The sequence below is a fragment of the Actibacterium sp. D185-2 genome (genome assembly GCF_054954595.1).
The window spans coordinates 184329-204329 of record NZ_JBPWNX010000001.1 but is presented as its reverse complement, the minus strand read 5'-3'; the positions used below and the strand labels follow the sequence as shown (position 1 = coordinate 204329).

Annotated in this window: 19 protein-coding genes; 5 read left to right on the top strand and 14 right to left on the bottom strand. The window is 64.1% G+C overall.

The features are described 5' to 3' along the window. Nucleotides 1-18 precede the first annotated feature (18 nt). A complete protein-coding gene (gene dalA / locus ACSR1C_RS01075; protein WP_460257471.1) occupies nucleotides 19-555 on the top strand; it encodes a divisome-associated lipoprotein DalA in 537 nt (178 codons plus the stop codon). Here the strand turns inward: dalA and ACSR1C_RS01070 are convergent. From ACSR1C_RS01070 to hslO, 8 genes are all read right to left on the bottom strand, one after another. After that, entirely contained in the window at nucleotides 552-1052 is a 501-nt protein-coding gene (locus tag ACSR1C_RS01070; protein WP_460257470.1) for a L,D-transpeptidase family protein, read from the bottom strand. The two genes, dalA and ACSR1C_RS01070, sit on opposite strands and share 4 nt — an antisense overlap. 73 nt (nucleotides 1053-1125) lie before the next feature. Beyond that, nucleotides 1126-2349 carry a class I SAM-dependent RNA methyltransferase gene (locus tag ACSR1C_RS01065; RefSeq protein ID WP_460257469.1) on the bottom strand — a complete coding sequence of 408 codons (1224 nt, stop codon included), beginning with the start codon at nucleotides 2347-2349 and terminating at the stop codon, nucleotides 1126-1128. After that, nucleotides 2346-4178 (bottom strand): ABC transporter ATP-binding protein, encoded by a 1833-nt coding sequence (locus ACSR1C_RS01060; RefSeq protein WP_460257468.1) that lies wholly within the window; start codon nucleotides 4176-4178, stop codon nucleotides 2346-2348. The genes ACSR1C_RS01065 and ACSR1C_RS01060 overlap by 4 nt, the downstream gene beginning before the upstream one ends. Next, nucleotides 4175-6019: an ABC transporter ATP-binding protein gene (locus ACSR1C_RS01055; protein WP_460257467.1), complete on the bottom strand. Its 1845-nt coding sequence runs from the start codon at nucleotides 6017-6019 to the stop codon at nucleotides 4175-4177. The genes ACSR1C_RS01060 and ACSR1C_RS01055 overlap by 4 nt, the downstream gene beginning before the upstream one ends. Nucleotides 6020-6068: 49 nt before the next feature. Then, entirely contained in the window at nucleotides 6069-6665 is a 597-nt protein-coding gene (locus ACSR1C_RS01050) for a LysE family translocator (RefSeq protein WP_460257466.1), read from the bottom strand. Nucleotides 6666-6716: 51 nt separating this feature from the next. Continuing rightward, nucleotides 6717-7865, bottom strand: coding sequence for a CCA tRNA nucleotidyltransferase (locus ACSR1C_RS01045; RefSeq protein ID WP_460257922.1), 1149 nt, complete (start codon nucleotides 7863-7865; stop codon nucleotides 6717-6719). Further along, entirely contained in the window at nucleotides 7865-8467 is a 603-nt protein-coding gene (locus tag ACSR1C_RS01040) for a CoA pyrophosphatase (RefSeq protein ID WP_460257465.1), read from the bottom strand. Before ACSR1C_RS01040 ends, ACSR1C_RS01045 begins: the two co-directional genes overlap by 1 nt. Then, nucleotides 8454-9455 carry an Hsp33 family molecular chaperone HslO gene (gene hslO, locus ACSR1C_RS01035; protein ID WP_460257464.1) on the bottom strand — a complete coding sequence of 334 codons (1002 nt, stop codon included), beginning with the start codon at nucleotides 9453-9455 and terminating at the stop codon, nucleotides 8454-8456. Before hslO ends, ACSR1C_RS01040 begins: the two co-directional genes overlap by 14 nt. A gap of 76 nt (nucleotides 9456-9531) precedes the next feature. Between hslO and ACSR1C_RS01030 the strand changes: the two genes are divergently transcribed. Next, nucleotides 9532-9966 (top strand): NUDIX hydrolase, encoded by a 435-nt coding sequence (locus ACSR1C_RS01030; RefSeq protein ID WP_460257463.1) that lies wholly within the window; start codon nucleotides 9532-9534, stop codon nucleotides 9964-9966. Here the strand turns inward: ACSR1C_RS01030 and ACSR1C_RS01025 are convergent. Beyond that, a complete protein-coding gene (locus ACSR1C_RS01025; protein WP_460257921.1) occupies nucleotides 9963-11228 on the bottom strand; it encodes a PP2C family protein-serine/threonine phosphatase in 1266 nt (421 codons plus the stop codon). The genes ACSR1C_RS01030 and ACSR1C_RS01025 overlap by 4 nt on opposite strands. A 173-nt stretch (nucleotides 11229-11401) precedes the next feature. Here ACSR1C_RS01025 and ACSR1C_RS01020 point away from each other — a divergent pair, with 173 nt between their 5' ends. Continuing rightward, complete coding sequence (locus ACSR1C_RS01020) at nucleotides 11402-11737, top strand: Hpt domain-containing protein (protein ID WP_460257462.1); 336 nt, start codon at nucleotides 11402-11404, stop codon at nucleotides 11735-11737. Here ACSR1C_RS01020 and ilvA read toward each other — a convergent pair. Continuing rightward, a complete protein-coding gene (gene ilvA, locus ACSR1C_RS01015) occupies nucleotides 11734-12981 on the bottom strand; it encodes a threonine ammonia-lyase IlvA (RefSeq protein WP_460257920.1) in 1248 nt (415 codons plus the stop codon). The genes ACSR1C_RS01020 and ilvA overlap by 4 nt on opposite strands. A 118-nt stretch (nucleotides 12982-13099) precedes the next feature. Between ilvA and ACSR1C_RS01010 the strand changes: the two genes are divergently transcribed. Further along, a complete protein-coding gene (locus ACSR1C_RS01010) occupies nucleotides 13100-14323 on the top strand; it encodes an argininosuccinate synthase (protein WP_460257461.1) in 1224 nt (407 codons plus the stop codon). A gap of 39 nt (nucleotides 14324-14362) precedes the next feature. Here ACSR1C_RS01010 and ACSR1C_RS01005 read toward each other — a convergent pair whose 3' ends face one another. Both ACSR1C_RS01005 and ACSR1C_RS01000 read right to left on the bottom strand, forming a co-directional pair. Beyond that, on the bottom strand, nucleotides 14363-15079 hold the full coding sequence (locus ACSR1C_RS01005) for a sulfotransferase-like domain-containing protein (RefSeq protein ID WP_460257460.1): 717 nt from the start codon (nucleotides 15077-15079) through the stop codon (nucleotides 14363-14365). Then, complete coding sequence (locus tag ACSR1C_RS01000; protein ID WP_460257459.1) at nucleotides 15079-15987, bottom strand: aminotransferase class IV; 909 nt, start codon at nucleotides 15985-15987, stop codon at nucleotides 15079-15081. Before ACSR1C_RS01000 ends, ACSR1C_RS01005 begins: the two co-directional genes overlap by 1 nt. Before the next feature lie 139 nt (nucleotides 15988-16126). Here ACSR1C_RS01000 and msrA point away from each other — a divergent pair, with 139 nt between their 5' ends. Continuing rightward, nucleotides 16127-16789 (top strand): peptide-methionine (S)-S-oxide reductase MsrA, encoded by a 663-nt coding sequence (gene msrA / locus ACSR1C_RS00995; protein WP_460257458.1) that lies wholly within the window; start codon nucleotides 16127-16129, stop codon nucleotides 16787-16789. 3 nt (nucleotides 16790-16792) lie between these two features. Here the strand turns inward: msrA and ACSR1C_RS00990 are convergent, their stop codons facing one another. Next, entirely contained in the window at nucleotides 16793-17656 is an 864-nt protein-coding gene (locus tag ACSR1C_RS00990) for a ribokinase (RefSeq protein WP_460257457.1), read from the bottom strand. 3 nt (nucleotides 17657-17659) lie between these two features. After that, the gene (locus tag ACSR1C_RS00985; protein WP_460257456.1) at nucleotides 17660-19918 is read right to left on the bottom strand and encodes an NADP-dependent malic enzyme; all 2259 of its coding nucleotides are present in this window, start codon (nucleotides 19916-19918) and stop codon (nucleotides 17660-17662) included. Between the last annotated feature and the right edge of the window lie 83 nt (nucleotides 19919-20001).

The following is a 20001-nucleotide window of genomic DNA, read 5'->3' as shown; positions in this document are numbered from 1 at the left end:
AACGAGGGATTGCCGGGTATGATACGTCTCTTTGCGATTGTTATTGTTGCGGCTTTCGCCCTGGCAGGCTGCGATACGCCCGCGCCGCAATTGGGGGCGGATGGCAGGCCGCTGCCGCGCGTCTATCGCATCTCTGCCGCCGACACCGCGAAAATCCAGTACCGGATGCTTGATTCGGTCAATGCCCTGCGTCAGGCGCGCGGGGCGACCCCGCTGACACTGAATGCCCAGTTGAACGCCGCCGCCGCCACCCATTCGCGCGATATGTCGGTGCAGAACCGGCCCTGGCATTTCGGATCCGACGGATCGTCGCCGATCGACCGGGTACAGCGCGTGGGCTATACCGGCACGCTTATGGGCGAAAACATCTCTGAAACCTACGAGACCGAACTGGAAACCCTGGCCGCCTGGATGGAACAGCCCGACACGGCCAACGTGATTCTGGACGCCAAGGCCCGCGACATGGGCTTTGCCTATTTCCAGGAACCCAACGGCAAGATCTGGTGGACGCTGATCACTGGCGCGCCGGCCGATGCGCCGACCCTGGGGTTTTAAGGAAAAATGTCGATCACGGTGCCGTCGCGCACCATCGAATAGACCTGTTCGATCTGCTTGTCGCTGATGGAAATGCACCCGGCGGTCCAGTCAGGACCCTTGCCGCGATGTTTGCGCGCCCGGCCGTGGATGAAGATGTCGCCGCCCGGTTCTTGGCCCAGCGCCTGCGCCTCTGCGATGTCGGTCTCGTTGGGGTACGAGATGCCCAGCGACAGGTGGAAATCGCTGCGCGGGTTGCGCCGGTCGATGACATAGCGGCCTTCGGGGGTCCGGCCATCGCCCTCGATCTGCTTGTCGCCTTCGGGCGAAAAGCCCAGCGCGACATTGTAATCGCGCAGCACCTCGTCCTGATGCAGCAGATACATACGCCGCGCATTTTTCATCACCACGACGCGGGTGACCTCGGGGCCGTAATAGGGCTTGATCTGCGGCCCGGATGCGCAACCCGAAAGCGCCAGCGCCGCGCCAGAAAGGATGAATTCCCGCCGTCCGATCATGTGTAACTGCCTTGCCCGTGCGTGTTTGTTATTCTTTGCCGCAAAATACCGCATTCGCATCGGGATTTCACCCTCAAACAGCGCTGCCGCGACTGAATCGTGCGGCCAGTTCAACATGCGGGGACCAGCGGAACTGATCGACCACCTGCACCCAGTCAAGCGTGAACCCGCCCCCGACCAGCACGGCGGCATCACGCGCGAAGGTCACCGGGTTGCACGACACCGCCGCGACGACCGGCACGCCCGAGACGGCGATCTGCGCCACCTGCGCCTCGGCCCCGGCGCGGGGCGGGTCGATCACCACCGCATCAAAGCGCTTCAGCTCATCGGGCATCAGCGGGCGGCGGAACAGATCGCGCACCTCTGTCGTCACCCGGTGCAACCCGGGCGCGCGGCGCCAACCCTGATCCAGCGCGGCCAGCATGTCGGCCTCGCCCTCGACCGCATGCACCCCGGCCCGTTCGGCCAGCGGCAGGGCAAAGGTGCCGCAGCCGGCGAACAGATCGGCCACCTGTCTGGCGCCACCCATGGCAGCCTGCACCGCCTGGGTCAGGGCCGCCTGCCCCTCTGCCGTGGCCTGCAGAAACGCGCCGGGCGGCGGCACCACGGCGGCCTTGCCGAACCGCTGCACCGGCGCGTTACGCTCGACGATCAGTTCGCCGTTCCAGGACAGCCGGGCCAGATCGAACTGCTGCGCAACGGTGCCTAACGTGGCCCAAAGCGGCGCATCCAGCGGTTTCGCGTTGCCCACCGCCAGATCGGGCCCGGCGCCGGACCGGGTCAGGGTAAAGCTGACCTCGCCCTTGCGCGAGGCCGCCAGCGGCACCAATGCCTCCAGCGCCGGAAGACAGGCCATCAGGTCGGGATGCAACAACGTGCAATCGGGGATCTGCACCAGCGTGTCGGACGCGCGCGCGTGAAAGCCGACGATCACGCCCTTCTTGGTGCGCCGCCCCGCCAGAACCGCCCGTCGGCGCGATTGTGGCGGCGAGGTCAGGATCGGGCGCATCGGCGCCGACAGCCCCTGCGCCGCAAGCGCCTGCCGCACCACATCCACCTTCCACCCCGCCACGAACGAATCAGAGGCGTGCTGCAGCGCGCAGCCCCCGCAGCTTTTGTAATGCGAACAAGGCGGGCGCACCCGGTCGGGCGAGGGGGTGACGATTCGCGGCTGCGCAATCCGATCGCCGGTCAGGTCGCCTTCCACCTCTTCGCCGGGCAGGGTCAGCGGCACAAAAACAGGGCCGTCCGCCACCCCGTCGCCAAGGTGACCCAACCGCCGGATTGTCACATTCATTCCGCTGCTTCCTCTGCGCCGATAAAGCCGCCAGATTGCCGGTCCCAGTAACGCGCGTAAAGCCCGCCCTGCTTGCGCAGCACGTCATGGGTGCCGGATTCCACAATCCGGCCCGCATCCAGCACCACGATCCGGTCCATCTGCACGATGGTGGACAGCCGATGCGCGATGGCCAGCACGGTCTTGCCCTCCATCACCCGGGTCAGCGCCTCCTGGATCGAGGCCTCCACTTCGCTGTCCAGTGCGCTTGTCGCCTCGTCCAGCACCAGAATCGGCGCATCCTTCAGAAAGGCGCGGGCCAGCGCGATCCGCTGCCGCTGCCCGCCCGACAGTTTCACGCCCCGTTCGCCCAGATGCGCGTCATAGCCTTTGCGGCCCTTGTGATCCTCAAGCCCCAGAATGAACTCATGTGCCTCGGCCCGTTTGGCGGCGGCAATCATCGCCTCTTCGCCCGCTTCGGGGTTGCCGTACAGGATGTTGTCGCGGGCCGAGCGGTTGAACATCGCGGTTTCCTGCGTGACCATACCGATCTGGCGGCGCAGGCTTTCCTGCGTGACCTTGGAAATATCGAAACCGTCGATCAGAATGCGCCCGGTTTCGGTGTCATAGAGCCGCAACAGAAGCGCAACCAGCGTCGATTTTCCCGCGCCCGAGGCCCCGACGATGCCCAGCTTTTCGCCCGGCTTCACGGTCAGGTCGATATCGGAAATCCCGCCGCTTTGCCGACCATAAGCAAAGCTCACACCGTCGAACACGATCTCGCCCTGCACCTTGGGCAGATCCGTGGCATCCGGCGCATCGGTCAGCCCGTGCGGCGGGGTCAGGGTTTCCATCCCGTTCTCGACCTCGCCGATATTGGAATAGACCCCCATCAGCGTGAAACTGACCCAGCCGGTCATCTGCGCAATGCGGATCGCCACCGACCCGGCCGCCGCGATGTCGCCCGCCGTCGCCGCGCCCCGCGACCACAGCAACAACGCACCGCCGATCAGCAGCACCGGCAACACCCCCGCGACCGTCATCAGCGCAAAGCGGAACGAGGTCGAAATATAGCCGAACGAAAGCGCCTTCTCGCGGAACCGCGCCATCGCGTTCAATGCGGCGCGGTCTTCATGCGCCGCATGGGCGAACAGCTTGACCGTCTTGATATTGGTGATCGTGTCCACCACCTGTCCCGACACCGTGGATCGCGCGCCCGCCCGCGCCGCGGCCCGCACCCGGATGCGCGGCAAGAACCAGCTGATCAGCGCCAGATACCCCAGCAGCCACAGCGCCAGCGCCAGCGCCACGCGCCAGTCGATCGCCAGCAACAGGGCCGCCGACCCCAGGAACGAGGCCAGCGCGAAGGTCACCACGTTGATCACCTCGACCACCACATCGGTCATCGCGCGCGATGTCTGCATCTGCTTTTGCGCGATGCGACCGGCAAAATCGTCGTCAAAGAACGTCACCGCCTGCCCCATCGTCCAGCGATGCAGCCGGGTCAGCACCAGCATGTTGACATTGGGCGCCACCACGATCGCGTTCGCGCCCGAATTCAGGCCAAAGACGATGGGCCGCACCCCCACGAAAAACGCGACGGCACCCAGGATCAGCGCCCAATGATCGCTGAAAAACGCCGCGGGCCCCGCCGCCAGCGCGGTGTCGATGATCGTGCCCAGCAAAAAGGCGGTCACCACCTCCATCACCCCGGCCAGCGCCGACAGCACGGCGGCACCCAGCAAAACCGGCCAGGCCCCCGACAGTGCCCAGCGAAAGAAGGCCAGCAACGTGCACGGCGGCGGCCCGTCGGCCGGGCGGAACGCATCTATCAGATTGGCCAGCCTCATTGCGCCGCCTCTTCGGTTCCGATGAAGCCGCCAGACTGCCGCGCCCAGAACCGCGCGTAAAGCCCGCCCTGCGCCAAAAGCGCGTCATGCGGCCCGTCCTCGACGATCCGGCCACCGTCCAGAACCACGATCCGGTCCATATGGGCGATGGTGGACAGCCGGTGCGCGATGGCGATCACGGTCTTGCCCTCCATCACACCGTAAAGCGTTCTCTGGATCGCGGCCTCCACTTCACTGTCCAGCGCACTTGTCGCCTCGTCCAGCACCAGAATCGGCGCATCCTTCAGGATCACCCGCGCCAGCGCTACCCGCTGCCGCTGTCCGCCCGACAGTTTCACGCCCCGCTCGCCGACCTGCGCGTCATAGCCGCACCGGCCCTGCGGATCCTTCAGCCCCAGAATGAACTCGTGCGCCTCGGCCCGCTTGGCGGCGGCGATCATCTGCGCTTCACTCGCCCCGGGGCGACCATAAAGGATATTATCCCGCACCGAACGGTGCAGAAGCGAGCTGTCCTGACTGACCATGCCGATCTGGCAGCGCAGGCTTTCCTGCGTGACCCCGGCAATATCCTGCCCGTCGATCAGGACCTGCCCCTGCTCGGCGTCGTAAAACCGCAGCAGCAGTTTCACCAGCGTCGATTTCCCGGCGCCCGAACGGCCCACAAGCCCGACTTTTTCGCCAGGCTTCAGCATCAGCGTCAGATCCTGCAACCCGCCGCTGCCGCGCCCGTAATGGTGCGATAGTGACTGAAACCGCACCTCGCCCGCGTGCAAATCCAGCGCCCGGGCGTCCGGCCGGTCGATCAGCGTCACCGGTTGGGCAATGGTTTCCATCCCTTCGGCCACCACGCCGAGGTTGCGGAAAAACGAGGTCAGCGCCCACATGATCCAGCCGGTCATCGCGTTCAGCCGCAGGCTTAGCGCGGTCGCGGCGGCCACCACGCCCACGCTGGCCGCGCCCTGCATCCACAGCGCCACCGCCCAACCCACCACGCCGACGATCAGCATCCCGTTGATCGCGGTCAACGCCACATCCATCCGGGTGAAAATCCGCATCTCGGCAAAAAAGGTCTGGCGCGTGTTCTCGATCGCTTCGCGGGCATAGTTCAGTTCGCGGTCGTGATGGGCGAACATCTTGACCGAATGGATATTGGTATAGCTGTCGACCACGCGCCCCGTGACCTCGCTGCGCGCATCCGACGCGGCCTTGGACGCCGGGCCGACCCGTTTCATCGTCCAGCGCACCAGCGCGCCATACAGCGCCAGCCAGATCAGCAGCGGCACCGCCAGCCGCGCATCGGCATCGGCCAGCAGCACCAGCGCGCCCAGCATATAGGCCAGCGCAAAGGTGATCGCATCGAAGATCTGAAAGATAGCCTCACCCGCCGCCGGCGGCGTCTGCATGATGCGGTTGGCGATGCGCCCGGCAAAATCATTCTCGAACCAGCCGACCGACTGGCGCAGCACATGACGATGCGACCGCCAGCGGATCAACGTGCCGAAATTCGGCAGGATGGTGTTGTTCAGCAGCGCCACATCCAACCCCTGAAGCAACGGACGCACCAGCAGCAGGAACAGGGCCACCGCGATCAGTTCAACCCCATGCGCGGCCCAGACCTGTTCCGGCGTGTCCGACGACATCAGATTCACCAGTCGCCCCATATAGGCGATCAGCCAAATCTCCATCCCCGCGACAACCACCGACATCAGCGCGGTCAGCGCAAAGACCCGCTTGAACGGCTGCGCATAGATCCACAGGAACGGCCACAGCCGCCGGGGCGGCTGATCGTTTTCCGTATAGGGTGTATACGGGTCGACAAGGCGTTCAAAGAAACGGAACACGGGAACAGCTTTCAGATGTTACCCGGTGCATATAGCGGCGCAGGGCCGGTCAGTCGAGAAACAGCAATATGACACAGGCGGCGATCAGCGCGCCCATGGCATAGTTGAACCACCGCATCCGTCCTTCGGTATTGATCCAGCGGGTGATGGCCTGGCCCGCAATCGCCCAGCTGGACGCCGACCCCAGCCCGACCAGAACGAACACCCCCGCCACGATCAGCGCCGAAACCAGGGGCGCGTCGCCACTGATGAATTGCGAGGTCACGGCGATGGCCATCGACCAGCCCTTGGGGTTGATCCATTGAAACCCGGCCGCCTCGACAAAGGTAAAGGGCCGTACTTCACCGGAAACAGTGCCTATTCCACCCGAATTCGCCACTTTCCATGCGATCCACAGCAACAGCGCCGCGCCGCCCCAGCGCAGGGTTTCGCGCAAAAGCGGGCTGCTGGCAAAGACCTGGCCCAGGAAATACCCCACCAGAAACATCATCAACGCAAAGCCCAGCGCGATGCCCAGAATATGCGGAACGGTCCGGCGAAACCCGAAATGCACGGCGGAATTGGCCACCAGCGCGTTGTTCGGGCCGGGCGTCCAGGCGGCCGTCACCGCCAGGGTGACAAGAGCAAGAAATGTATCAAGGGGCATGGCGATCAGGTCCAGAGTGCCGACCGATATGGGCGGCGATTGCCGGGCCCGTCAAGCCAGAAGCGCATCCTTGGTCAGGGTAAACCCGGATGCGATCCAGCGCGATTCAAGCTCTTTCAGACGCGCGCCCAGCGCGGCGCCGCGATAGGCAGGAATCAAATCCGCCGCCTGAACAGGAAAAACTGCCGCCACGCCAATTTCCACGGCCTTTTGCCACCCGTCCGGCACAGGCGTTTCCAGCAGCGCACCGCGCAACAGCAAAATGTCGCGCGCCATCCCCGCGCCAAGCCGGTAGCCTAGCGCCGCCGGCCCATCCGCCATGCCGACCCCGTCGCGCAGATGTTGCAGGCGGCGGGTGTCGTCCCGGCTGAGGCGCAGATTGTCGGTCAGATCCTGCCCGCCCAGCGCCGCCAGACGCCGGATCGCATCGGGCAAAGTGCCGGTTTCGGCCTCCAGATGAACAAGCACCGGCAGGGGCTTTGCATCGGCGCCCGGCACCGCCCGCGCCAGAATACCCGACCGTGCCATTGCCGCCACGCTTGGCCCCGGGTCGGGCGCGGCCAGCAATTTCCGGATCTCGGCCCCGATCCGTTCTTTCGAAAGTGTCTCTATTCCGGCGGAATGCGCGGCACAGGCGGCCAGCCCTTCTGGCTCCAACCCCTCGGCCGGATCGCCATACCAGGCATGAAACCGAAAGAAGCGCAGAATGCGCAGGTAATCCTCGCGGATACGCGCATCGGCATCGTCGATGAACCGCACCCGCCGCGCCCGCAGATCGGCCAGCCCGCCCAGCGGATCGATGATCTGGCCGTCGGGCGTGGCATAAAGCGCGTTCATGGTGAAATCGCGCCGGTGCGCATCTTCGGACGCGTCCCTGGCATAGGCCACCACGGCCCGGCGACCATCGGTTTCCACGTCGCGGCGGAAGGTGGTGACCTCATGCGGCACATGGGCCGACACCACCGTGACCGTGCCGTGATCGACCCCGGTCGGCACCGGATGCAGTCCCGCCGCGCGGGCCAGATCGATCACCTGTTCGGGCGTGGCGTCGGTGGCGATGTCTATATCGCTGACCGGCGCGCCCAACAGCACGTTGCGCACACAGCCCCCCACGAACAACGCCTGAAACCCGGCCCCGGTCAGCGCGGCACAAACCGCCTGGGTTTCCGGCGCGGCGATCCAGTCGGCCTCGATCCGCATCACGGCGTCAGCCTGTCGGCCAGACCGCGCAGGATCCGTGCGGTCGCGCCCCAGATATAGTATGGCCCGTAAGGTACGGTGAAATAGTGCCGCCGCTCGCCGCGCCACAACCGCGACTGGATCGCATAGCGGGCCGGGTCGGCGACATGATCCAGCGGCACGTAAAACACCTCGTCCACCTCGCCCGCCTCTGGAATCGGGGTGAAATCGTCACGGATCAGGGCCACGACCGGGGTCACGCAAAAGCCGGTGACGGTTTCATGCATCGGCAACGTCCCAAGGACGCGGACCAGACCGGGTGCAAGACCGACCTCTTCATGGGTTTCGCGCAATGCGGCACCGACCGGGCCCGCGTCGCCGTCTTCCTGCTTGCCGCCCGGAAAGGCGATCTGGCCGGGATGGTGTTTCAGATGCGAGGCGCGCTTGGTCAACAGAACCTCTGGCTGCCCGCGCAGAACCGACACGCCGACCAGCACCGAGGCAGGGCGCAGCACGCGACCCCCGGGTGGGGCTTGGTCAGGGTTCAGGTCGAAATCCGACGACCCGGCGACGGGGCCGTCCAATGCTGCGCGCAAACGGGCGAGGGTGTCATCCGTCGTCACCCGGCGCCTCCCTGGCCTCGAAACCAAGCGTTTTCGGATCAAGCTCGTAATGCGCGCCGCAGAACTGGCAATCGGCAGTTACGATGCCATCATCCGTGGTCATATGACCGATATCCTTGGCCGAATAGATCGACAGGCTTTCGCGCACCCGCTCTTCGGAACAGGTGCAGCCAAAGGCGATCGGCTGCGCGTCGAACACGCGCGGCTGCTCTTCGTGAAACAGCCGGACCAGCAGGTCGGTCGGATGCACCTTGGGACCGATCAGCTCCATCTCCTCGACGGTGTCGAGCAGGGTATTGGCGCGGATCCAGTTTTCCTCGTCATCGCCATAAAGAACGTCACCGGCATTCAGCAGCCCGTCCAGACCGCTTCCGCCATCCTTGGCGATCAGCGGCGATGCTTCGGGCATGTGCTGCAACATCACGCCGCCAGCGCGCCAATGCTCGGCCTGTCCGGGCATGCGCGACCGGCCAAAGCTTAGCGCGAACCGGGTCGGAAGCTGTTCGGACTGGGCAAAATACGTCTCTGCACAGGCGGCGAGGGACCCGCCCGCGATCGGCGTGATGCCCTGATAGGGCGACATATCTTCGCCCTGATCTATGATGATCGCCAGATAGCCCTTGCCGATCTGTGTGAACGGGCGATCCGTTTCCTGCACCCGCTCCTTGTCATAGCTGGCATAGGCGCGGATACGGGCGGGGGTGCCATCGTCGGTCGGGCCGTAATAGTCGGTCGCGATCAGCCGGGCCGGCCCGTCACCACGAATTTGCAGCGACAGCTTCCAGCGCAGCTTGATCATCTGGCCGATCATCGCGGTCAGCAATGCGGCCTCGGCCACCAGCGCCTCGATCGCCGGGGGGTAATCGTGCTGGGCCAGAACCTGATCCAGGACCCCGTCAAGACGGGCCACCCGGCCGCGAATATCGCACCGGTCAAGCTGAAAGGGCAGGACGGTATCGTCCCAGGCGATTTTAGATCCGAGTGACATGGGGTTTCCTTGTGCGCCTGGGGTTGGCATACCGCGACTATATAGGCGGCACAACCGGCACACCAAGGGGGCGGGCATGATCAGACGATTCGGCGATGCGGTCGACCGCGCGCAACGCTACCGGATAAGGCACGGGGCCTATGCCGTGTTGCCGCGGGGCGGGTCACTGTTGCTGACCCATCAGGCCGCGCCGGTGCCGGAATTTCAACTGCCCGGCGGCGGCATCGATCCGGGCGAATCACCCTTGGCGGCCCTGCACCGCGAGGTGTTCGAGGAAACCGGCTGGCACATCGCGCCGGTGCGGCGGCTGGGGGCGTTCCGCCGCTTCACCTTCATGCCAGACTACGACATCTGGGCCGAAAAGCTGTGCCATATCTATCTGGCCCGCCCGATTCGCCCGCATGGCCCACCCACCGAGCCGGGCCATACCGCGCTATGGCTGCCGCTGGACGAGGCGGTAACCCGGCTGGGCAACGCGGGCGACCGGCATTTTGCCGGGCTGCTGCTTTAGGGCCCGCCATATTCCAAAAGCACGGCAGACACATCGTCGTTCAATGGCGCGTCTTCGCGGCGCGTGGTCAGTTGCCAGAACAGATCGTCCAGCACGTCCGGGCCCCGTGATCCCGCGCTTCGGGTCAGCATCTCGGCCAGGCCCTCTTCCTCCAGCATCTGGCCGTTTTTGCACACCGCTTCGGTGAAACCGTCGGAATAAAGCAGTAACCGATCCCCTTTCGACAATCGAATCTCGAACGTTTCATACTGCGCGCCGGGGACCAGCCCGACCGGCACCCCGCCCTTGCCGACGAATTCCACGCGCCCGTCGGCGCGTTGCAGCGCCGGATGCGGATGCCCGGCCTGCACCAGCCGGACCAGCCCGCTGGCCAGATCGATGGTGCCGTAAACCATGGTAAAATATTCCTCGACCCCGCTGTCGGACAGCAGCCGGTCGTTCAGGATGCGGGCAACCTCGTCGGGCGGACGCAAGGCAAAGAATCGGTCGAACCGCCGTTCCAGCGCAATGTTCTGTTCCAGAAACCGGCCGCTCAGATAGCCCGCCAGGCGGGCCGTCATCAGCGCCGAGGTTACGCCGTGGCCCGACACGTCGATATTGTAGAACCCCAGCCGGTTGGGCCCGGGCGAAAACAACCCCACCAGATCGCCGCCGACATGGCCGCAAGGCTTCAACAGCAGCGACACCTGAGAGCCGCCAAATCTGCAATACTGCTCGGGCACCAGCGATTCCTGGATTTTCCGGGCCTGAATCAGGTCGCGGTCGATCGTGTCATAAAGGCCTTGAAGCTCTTCCAGCGCGGCGCCGATCAGCTGATTCGTGGTGTTCAGCGCCTGTTCCATCCCCAAAATCCGCTCGCCCGCGGACAGGCGCGCGCGCAGCTCGCTGGCATTGACCGGCTTGGTCAGGAAATCGTCGGCGCCGACCTCCAGCCCATGCACGACCTCGCCGGTTTCGGATTTCGAGGTCAGCAGGATGAAATAACCATAGCTTTCCCGCGCCAGGGCCCGGAAGCGGGTGCAAAATTCCAGCCCGGTCATACCCGGCATCATCCAGTCGCTGATGATGAAATCCACGTTCTGGTGCTGGCAAATCTCCAACGCTTCGGCGCCCGACCCCGCCTCGATCACGCGGTAGCCCCATTTGGCCAGCAGAACCCGCAAGATGCGCCGTTGCAGCCTGCTGTCGTCGACCAGCAGCACCAGACGCTCGGACGGCGGGGCCACAGGGGCCGCGGGGGGCAATTTGGATTTGGTACGCAGCGTCACGGCAACCCCGAACAAAACAGTGATGCGTCGGTCCTAGAGGCCGGATTTTAAGGAGAGGTGAAGCTTAAGCTTTTAGCGACTTCACCGGCAAAGCTTACCGCTTGTTAAACAACCCCGCCCTAGTCTTGTCGGCGAGTGGGGGCCTGTCCAGGCACTGGAGGGGTGTGATGATCGAATGGAACCGCGTTGCGGAACTGAAAAAAGAGGTCGGCGCCGATGCGTTCGATGAAGTGGTGGACCTGTTCCTGGAAGAGGTCGAAGAGGTAATCGCGCGCCTGCGCGGCACGACCGATCGCACAAATTTGACCGACGATCTGCATTTTCTGAAAGGATCGGCCCTGAATCTGGGATTCGAGGCCTTCGCCACACAATGCGGCGCGGATGAAAAGCGCGCCGCGCGTCAGGGGGTCGACAGCGTCGATCTGGTGGCGCTGGTCGATTGCTACATGCGATCGCGGGAAAAATTCCTGGCCGGGCTCGATGCGGTGCTGGCGGTGGCCTAAATCACGAACTGGGCCAGCAGTTCGTCTTCGGTGATGTCGTGATAGACGAACCCGGCATCATCAAGCCGCCCGAAAAGCTGCGTGAAATTCGCCGCATCCCGGGTTTCGATCCCGATCAGGACAGAACCGAAGTTGCGCGCCGATTTCTTCAGGTATTCGAACCGCGCGATGTCATCGTCGGGCCCCAATAGCTCCAGAAACTCGCGCAGTGCGCCGGGGCGCTGCGGCAGACGCAGGATAAAGTATTTCTTCACCCCAGAATAGCGCTGCGCACGTTCCTTGACCTCGGGCAGACGCTCGAAATCGAAATTCCCGCCCGAGGTGACGCACACCACGGTCTTGCCGGCAATCTCTGCGGCCAGTTCCGGCAGCACATCGACCGACAGCGCGCCGGCGGGTTCCAGCACGATGCCTTCGACATTCAGCATGTCCAGCATTGTCACGCAAATGCGGTCTTCGGGGGCCAGCAGGATGTCCTCTGGCGCGACATCCTTCAGCGCTGCAAAGGTGCGTGCCCCGATCCGCGCCACCGCCGCGCCATCCACGAATGTATCGATGTTCGGTACGGTCACCGGCGCCCCGGCCCGCACCGCCGCCGTCAGCGATGCGCCGCCCTTGGGCTCGACAAACTTGAAACGGGTGCCGGGCGCGACCGCAGACATATAGCGCAGCACACCCGCCGACAGGCCGCCGCCACCGACCGGCAGGATCACCAGATCGGGGGTATTGGGCATTTCATCCATGATTTCGACCGCGACAGAGGCCTGCCCCTCGATCACATCCGCATCGTCAAACGGCGCCAGAAAATACGCCTGAACCTGCGCGCAGTAGTCCTGGGCCGAGGCCAGCGTGTCGTCGAAATAATCGCCGGTCAGTTTGATTTCGACCGCATCGCCGCCAAAGGCGCGGGTCTTGTCGATCTTCTGCTGCGGCGTGGTGACCGGCATGAAGATCACGCCCTTCACCCCGAAATGACGGCACACCCAGGCCACGCCCTGTGCGTGGTTGCCCGCACTGGCACAGACGAACACGCCCTGATCGGGCTTTTCGGCCAGCACCTTGCGCATCGCGTTGAACGCGCCGCGGATCTTGTAGGACCGCACCGGCGACAGGTCTTCGCGCTTAAGCCATATATCCGCGCCAAACCGGGCCGACAGATAGTCGTTGCGCTGCAGCGGCGTGGGCGGGAAAACGGGGCGCATGGCCTGTTCGGCGGCGCGGGCTTTGGTGGCAAAATCGGTCATGACCGCAGCAATGGCGCGAATCCGGCCCTTGCGCAAGCGTACCTGTGGGCGCACTCCCTTGCCCTTGCTGGCAAAAACCGCTATCCGCCGCCCGATATCCGACAGAGTGGAGAGACGCATGTCCGCCCCCAAGAAAGTCGTGCTGGCCTATTCCGGCGGCCTCGACACCTCGATCATCCTGAAATGGCTGCAAACCGAATACGGTTGCGAGGTGGTGACCTTCACCGCCGATCTGGGTCAGGGGGAAGAACTGGACCCGGCCCGCAAAAAAGCCGAGCTGCTGGGGATCAAGCCGGAAAACATCTATATCGAAGACCTGCGCGAAGAATTCGTGCGCGATTTCGTCTTCCCGATGTTCCGCGCCAATGCGCTGTATGAAGGGTTGTACCTGCTGGGCACCTCGATCGCGCGGCCGCTGATTTCCAAGCGCCTGATCGAAATCGCCGCCGCGACCGGCGCCGATGCCGTGGCCCATGGCGCCACCGGCAAGGGCAACGATCAGGTGCGGTTCGAACTGGCCGCCTATGCGTTGAACCCGGATATCAAGGTGATCGCGCCGTGGCGCGAATGGTCGCTGACCAGCCGCACCAAGCTGCTGGATTTCGCCGAGCAAAACCAGATCCCGATCGCCAAGGACAAGCGCGGCGAAGCGCCGTTTTCGGTGGATGCGAACCTGCTGCACACCTCGTCCGAGGGCAAGGTGCTGGAAGACCCCGCACAAGAAGCGCCCGATTACGTCTATCAGCGCACCGTCCACCCCGAAGATGCGCCGAACACACCCGAATATGTGGAAATCGGGTTCGAAAAGGGCGACGCCGTCAGCATCGACGGCACCGCGATGAGCCCTGCCACCATCCTGACCAAACTGAACGAGCTGGGCGGCAAGCACGGCATCGGCCGGCTGGACCTGGTCGAAGGCCGGTTCGTCGGCATGAAATCGCGCGGCATCTATGAAACCCCCGGCGGCACCATTTTGCTGGAGGCCCACCGCGGCATCGAATCCATCACCATGGACCGCGGCGCGATGCATCTGAAAGATCAGATCATGCCGCAATATGCCGAGATGATCTATAACGGCTTCTGGTTCAGCCCCGAGCGCGAAATGCTGCAAGCGCTGATCGACAAAAGCCAGGAACACGTCATCGGCACCGTCCGGCTGAAGCTGTACAAGGGTTTGGCCCGCACCGTCGGCCGCTGGTCCGAGTATTCGCTGTATTCCGAAGAGCATGTGACCTTCGAGGATGACGCCGGCGCCTATGACCAAAAAGACGCGGCAGGCTTTATCAAGCTGAACGCGCTGCGCCTGCGGCTGATCGCGATGCGCAACCGCCGGCTGAAGTGACCAATTGGGCCGGGAATCAATGCCCGGCCCAACTTTCGCCTATAGTTTGAAGACCGCCAGCTTTTCGTAAAACGGCAGCGCCGCCTCGGCCAGTCGGGCATAGCCGCCACCCAGTTCGGGCAACGGCCCCTCTGGCCCGGCAAAGCCGGTGCTGCGGTGCACCGCCCCGTACCAGACCGGGGCCCAGACCCCGTCATCGGCATGACCCCCCGCAGGCCAGGTCAGCATCTTCGGCGTGAAGGTCAGGCCGATGGCATCGCATAGCCCGGCCAGGGCTTTTCCGGGATCGTTCCGAATATCTGCCGAATCCACCACAATCGGGGCCTTGCCGGTTTTCTGCGCCACCGTGTCGAACAGCTCCGCCTGCTGGGCGAACCCAATATCGGCCAGCGTGGGATCTTCGTATTTCGCGGCAAAACTGGCCACCACGCGGGCCGGATGGCGGATCAGGAACACATTGGTGCAGGCGTTCATCCAGTCGCGCGGCACGCCGTCGATCATGTGCTGGCACATGTGTTTTTGATAAAACACTGCCTTGCCCCCCGGCACCGGCCCGGCGCAGCGGGCGGCCACCCTGGCGGGGTCACCCTCTCCGCCCGCGATCACGTCGTCGCGCATCGGGTGATTCAGCCCGGTCAGGTTCAGATAGGCGGCGTAAAAGGGTTCATCCCAGACCGCGCAATCGCCGCGCGCGGCAAAGGCATACATCATCGCCGTCGACAGGTTGCGCGGGCCCGACCACATCGCAATCCGCATCAGGCGCATTCCTGCCGGATCAGAGCCGTGTAAAGCCCCCGGATACGTTCGGTCACCGGCCCCATTTCGCCGCTGCCGATCTGTCGCCCGTCGACCTCGCCCACCGGGGTTTGCGCCCCAAAGGTGCCGGTCAGAAACGCCTCGTCCGCGCCGTAGGTATCGACCAGCGAATAATTCCGCTCAAAGACCGGAATGCCGTTGGCGCGGCACAGATCGATCACCTTTTGGCGGGTGATCCCATTCATGCAATAGTCCCCGGTACTGGTCCAGACCGCGCCCTTGCGCACGATGAAGAAATTGCAGGCGTTGGTGGTGTTCACGAACCCGTGCACGTCCAGCATCAGCGCCTCGTCCGCGTCGGCCTTTTCGGCGGCGATACAGGCCAGGATGCAGTTCAGCTTGGAATGCGAATTCAGCTTCGGATCCTGCGTCATCGGCAGGCCCCGGATATGCGGCACCGTGGCCAGCCGGATCGGACGCGGAATCGAGGGTTTGGAATGCTCCATGATGATCACCACGGTCGGCCCGGACCGCGACAGCCCCGGATGCTGAAACGGGTGCGTCTTCACCCCGCGCGTCACCATCAGCCGGGCATGGGCGTCGGTCTGCATCCCGTTGGCGGCGCGCGTGTCTTCCAGCGCCTTGATCACACCGGCGCGGTCCAGCCCGATATCCAGATCAATCGCCTTGGCCGCTTCGAACAGTCGGCCCATATGGTCACCCAGAAACGCCCAGGTGCCATCATACAGCCGCAGCCCTTCCCACACGCCGTCGCCCAGCATGAACCCGCTGTCATAGACACTGACCGTGGCCTCGGCGCGGGGCACGATCCGGCCATCGACATAGATCCGAATATCCGCGTTGCGCGCATCTTCCTCGGCCTGATGGGTGGTCACCTGATCTGTCATGGGGGCTCCTTTTCGGGCCACGCTAGGCCCGCCCGGCAAATGTTGCAACAGATCGAAGCTTCGTGATCTCACGCTTATGTCAGTTCCGCCCGGACTGTGCGGCGGCCTAGGCTTGGGGCGCTTAATACAGGAGGGCACCATGCCCAGCGCAGTTCAGAACGTCAAAACCTTTGCCCTGGCGATCGCCATCGTCTTCGGCTTTGCCCTGCAATGCACCAGCGTCCACGCGGCGCCGCCGGAAACCGCCATCGTGGCCGGGGGTTGTTTCTGGTGTGTCGAATCCGATTTCGAACAGGTCAAGGGCGTGAAAAGCGTGGTGTCGGGCTTCACCGGCGGCACGGTCGCCAAGCCCAGCTACAAACAGGTGGTGCGCGGCGGCACCGGGCATTACGAGGCGGTGGAAATCACCTATGACCCCGATCAGGTCAGCTATGGCCAGTTGATCGCGCTGTTTTTCCGCAGCGTCGATCCGACCGATGCGGGCGGGCAGTTCTGCGATCGCGGGGACAGCTATCGCACGGCAATTTTCGTGACTGATCCTGCGCAAAAGGCCGACGCCGAACAAGCCAAGGCCGACGCGCAGGCCGCGCTTGGCCGCAAAATCGTGACGCCCATCGTGCAGGCCGGACCGTTCTACAAGGCCGAAAGCTATCACCAGGATTACTACAAGAAGGACGAGTTGGTGATTACCCGCTTCGGGCCGAAATCCAAGGCCGAGGCCTATAAAAAATACCGCACCGCCTGTGGCCGCGATCAGCGGGTGAAACAGCTTTGGGGCGATCAGGCGGCGTTTGCCCACTGACCCTCAGGCATCGGCCAGAAACCCCAGAACCTCGGCACGGGTCGGCATGGCGTCCGACGTGCCGGGGCGGGTGACCTGAAGCGCGGATGCGGCAGCGGCATAGCGCAACGCATCGGCCCGGCCCATCCCCTGATCCAGCCCGGCGGCGACCGACCCGATGAAACAATCACCCGCCCCGGTCGTATCGACCGGCTGCACCCGAAAGGCTGGAACAGTCACTGTTTCACCGTCTTTCATGGTCCAGCCTGCCCCTTTTGCCCCCTTGGTCACGATCATTTCGGGCACATCGGGCAGACCTGCGGCTGCGATCAACTGTTCGGCCTCGACCTCGTTCAGCACCAGAATCGATACATGCGGCAGAACCGCCTGCACCGCCGACAGCGAAAACGGCGCGGCGGAATAGATCACCCGCATCCCCCGATCCCACGCCATCCGCGCGGCGATCCGTTGATGCGAGGTTTCATTCTGCAACATCAGCGTGTCATTCGGCCCCGCACCGGCAAGGGCCGCGCCGATCCGGGCCTCTGACTGCGCGGCATTGGCCCCGGCGAACAGCACGATGGTGTTTTCCCCGTCCGGATCCACGGTGATCACCGCATGGGCGGTCGCGCCGTCCACCTCGGCCACATGGGTGACATCGACGCCGTGGCCACGCATCCGGTCCAGAACCCAGCCGCCGCCCGCACCGATAGCCCCGATGTGAAACACCTGCGCCCCGGCCTTTGCTGCCGCGACGGACTGATTGGCGCCCTTGCCGCCCAACCCGACCCGATGCACCGGCGCGGCGATGGTTTCGCCCCTGGCAGGCAGATGCGGCACCTCATAGAAATAATCCACATTGATCGAGCCAAGGTTGAAGATCGCCATCGCCTAGCCCACCTTGCTGGCCGCCAGAAGCGCCATGTTCATGATGTCGTTCACCGTCGATACGGTCGAGCAGATCTGGATCGGCTTATCCACCCCGGTCAGGATCGGCCCGATCACCGTCGCCCCGGCCATTTCCTGCATCAGCTTGACCGAAATCGAGGCCGAATGCCGCGCCGGCACCACCAGAACATTCGCGGGTCCGCTGAGCCGCGAGAAGGGGTAAGCCTCCATCGCGACCTTGTTCAGCGCCACGTCCACGGTCATCTCGCCCTCGTATTCGAAATCGACACCGCGCCGGTTCAGCACCTTGGGCGCAAGGTGCATCTTGGTCGCGCGTTCGCTGACCGGATAGCCGAAGGTCGAAAAGCTGACAAAGGCCACGCGCGGCTCCAACCCCAGGCTGCGCGCCACATCGGCGCTGCGCTCGGCGATATTGGCCAGATCCTCTTCGTCCGGCCATTCATGCACCAGCGTATCGGCGATCAGCACGATCCGCCCCTTGTGCAGCAAAGCCGTCACACCCACCGCGCCATCCTGTGCGCGGGCGTCGAACACATGGTTGATCAGCTCCATCACATGGGCCGATTTTCGAGTGGCCCCGGTGATCATTCCATCGCCATGACCATGCGCCAGCATCAGTGCCGAAAACACATGCCGGTCGCGCGTCGCCAGCTTGCGGATATCGTTGCGGTCAAAGCCTTCGCGCTGCAATCGGGCATACAGGAAATCGATATAGGCCGCCAAATGCCGCGTGTTGGCGGCGTTCACCACCTCCAGCTCGCGCACCGCATCGCCCAGACCGGCGGCTTCCAGCCGCTGTTTCACGTCGGGTTCGCGCCCCACGATCAGCGCCTTGCCATAGCCGTTGCGCTGATACTGCACGGCGGCGCGCAGCACCCGGATATCGTCACCCTCGGCAAAGATCATTCGCGCCTGCGCCGCCTTGGCCCGCGCCGCGATCCCCCGCAGGATCGAGGCCGTGGGATCCACCCGCGCCTTCAGCGACTGCACATAGCCATCCATATCGACGATCGGCCGACGCGCGGCACCGGTATCCATGCCCGCACGCGCCACGGCAGGCGGAATCACATAGATCAGACGCGGGTCGAACGGCGTCGGGATGATGTAATCGCGCCCGAAGGTCAGCTTGCGCCCATATGCCATGGCCACCTCGTCGGGCACGTCTTCGCGGGCCAGCGCGGCAAGTGCTTCGGCGCAGGCGATCTTCATCTCGTCGTTGATGGCGCGGGCGTGGATATCCAGCGCACCGCGAAAGAGATAGGGAAAACCCAGCACGTTATTGACCTGATTGGGATAATCCGACCGGCCCGTGGCCACGATGGCATCGACGCGCACGGCCTGCGCCTCTTCCGGGGTGATTTCCGGGTCGGGGTTGGCCATCGCGAAAATCACCGGGTTGTCGGCCATGCTGGCCACCATGTCAGCGGTCACCGCACCCTTGACCGACACGCCCAGAAACACATCGGCGCCGACCATCGCCTCTTCCAGCGTGCGGGCATCGGTCACGGCGGCATGGGCCGATTTCCACTGGTTCATACCCTCGGTCCGGCCCTGCCAGATCACGCCCTTGGTGTCGCACATGATGCAATTGTCGTGCTGGGCGCCCATCACCTTGATCAGTTCCAGACAGGCGATTCCGGCGGCCCCCGCACCGTTCAGAACGATCTTGCAATCCTCGATCTTCTTGCCCGACAGATGCAGCGCGTTGATCAGACCCGCGGCGCAGATCACGGCGGTGCCGTGCTGGTCATCATGGAAGACCGGGATATCCATCTCTTCCTTCAGGCGCTGCTCGATGATGAAACATTCGGGCGCCTTGATGTCTTCCAGATTGATCCCGCCAAAGGTGGGGCCCATCAGGCGCACCGCCTTGATGATCTCTTCGGGATCTTCGGTATCCAGCTCGATGTCGATGGCGTTGACGTCGGCAAAGCGCTTGAACAGAACCGCCTTGCCCTCCATCACCGGCTTGGAGGCAAGCGCGCCCAGATTGCCCAGCCCCAGGATCGCGGTGCCGTTGGAAATCACCGCCACCATGTTGCCCTTGACCGTATAGTCATAGGCGGTTTCGGGATTTTCGGCGATTGCCTCGACCGGCACGGCCACACCGGGGCTGTAGGCCAGCGACAGGTCGCGCTGGGTGGTCATCGCGGTGGTGGCGTGGATCTCGTATTTGCCCGGCGTCGGATCCAGGTGATAGGCCAGCGCCTCTTCGCGGGTGATCTTGTTCTTGCTCGACATCGGCCCTCTTCTCCTCCTCCAGTCGGATCAGGCTGTCTTAACGCCCCGCGTGCCGGGCCTCAACAAAAGATGGAATTCCCGCT

Excerpts from the sequence above, each read along its gene's own strand:
- dalA (WP_460257471.1), top strand. The coding sequence starts at position 19 with ATGATACGTCTCTTTGCGATTGTTATTGTTGCGGCTTTCGCCCTGGCA.
- ACSR1C_RS01070 (WP_460257470.1), bottom strand. The coding sequence starts at position 1,052 with ATGATCGGACGGCGGGAATTCATCCTTTCTGGCGCGGCGCTGGCGCTT.
- ACSR1C_RS01065 (WP_460257469.1), bottom strand. The coding sequence starts at position 2,349 with ATGAATGTGACAATCCGGCGGTTGGGTCACCTTGGCGACGGGGTGGCG.
- ACSR1C_RS01060 (WP_460257468.1), bottom strand. The coding sequence starts at position 4,178 with ATGAGGCTGGCCAATCTGATAGATGCGTTCCGCCCGGCCGACGGGCCG.
- ACSR1C_RS01050 (WP_460257466.1), bottom strand. The coding sequence starts at position 6,665 with ATGCCCCTTGATACATTTCTTGCTCTTGTCACCCTGGCGGTGACGGCC.
- ACSR1C_RS01045 (WP_460257922.1), bottom strand. The coding sequence starts at position 7,865 with ATGCGGATCGAGGCCGACTGGATCGCCGCGCCGGAAACCCAGGCGGTT.
- hslO (WP_460257464.1), bottom strand. The coding sequence starts at position 9,455 with ATGTCACTCGGATCTAAAATCGCCTGGGACGATACCGTCCTGCCCTTT.
- ACSR1C_RS01030 (WP_460257463.1), top strand. The coding sequence starts at position 9,532 with ATGATCAGACGATTCGGCGATGCGGTCGACCGCGCGCAACGCTACCGG.
- ACSR1C_RS01020 (WP_460257462.1), top strand. The coding sequence starts at position 11,402 with ATGATCGAATGGAACCGCGTTGCGGAACTGAAAAAAGAGGTCGGCGCC.
- ilvA (WP_460257920.1), bottom strand. The coding sequence starts at position 12,981 with ATGACCGATTTTGCCACCAAAGCCCGCGCCGCCGAACAGGCCATGCGC.
- ACSR1C_RS01010 (WP_460257461.1), top strand. The coding sequence starts at position 13,100 with ATGTCCGCCCCCAAGAAAGTCGTGCTGGCCTATTCCGGCGGCCTCGAC.
- ACSR1C_RS01005 (WP_460257460.1), bottom strand. The coding sequence starts at position 15,079 with ATGCGGATTGCGATGTGGTCGGGCCCGCGCAACCTGTCGACGGCGATG.
- ACSR1C_RS01000 (WP_460257459.1), bottom strand. The coding sequence starts at position 15,987 with ATGACAGATCAGGTGACCACCCATCAGGCCGAGGAAGATGCGCGCAAC.
- msrA (WP_460257458.1), top strand. The coding sequence starts at position 16,127 with ATGCCCAGCGCAGTTCAGAACGTCAAAACCTTTGCCCTGGCGATCGCC.
- ACSR1C_RS00990 (WP_460257457.1), bottom strand. The coding sequence starts at position 17,656 with ATGGCGATCTTCAACCTTGGCTCGATCAATGTGGATTATTTCTATGAG.
- ACSR1C_RS00985 (WP_460257456.1), bottom strand. The coding sequence starts at position 19,918 with ATGTCGAGCAAGAACAAGATCACCCGCGAAGAGGCGCTGGCCTATCAC.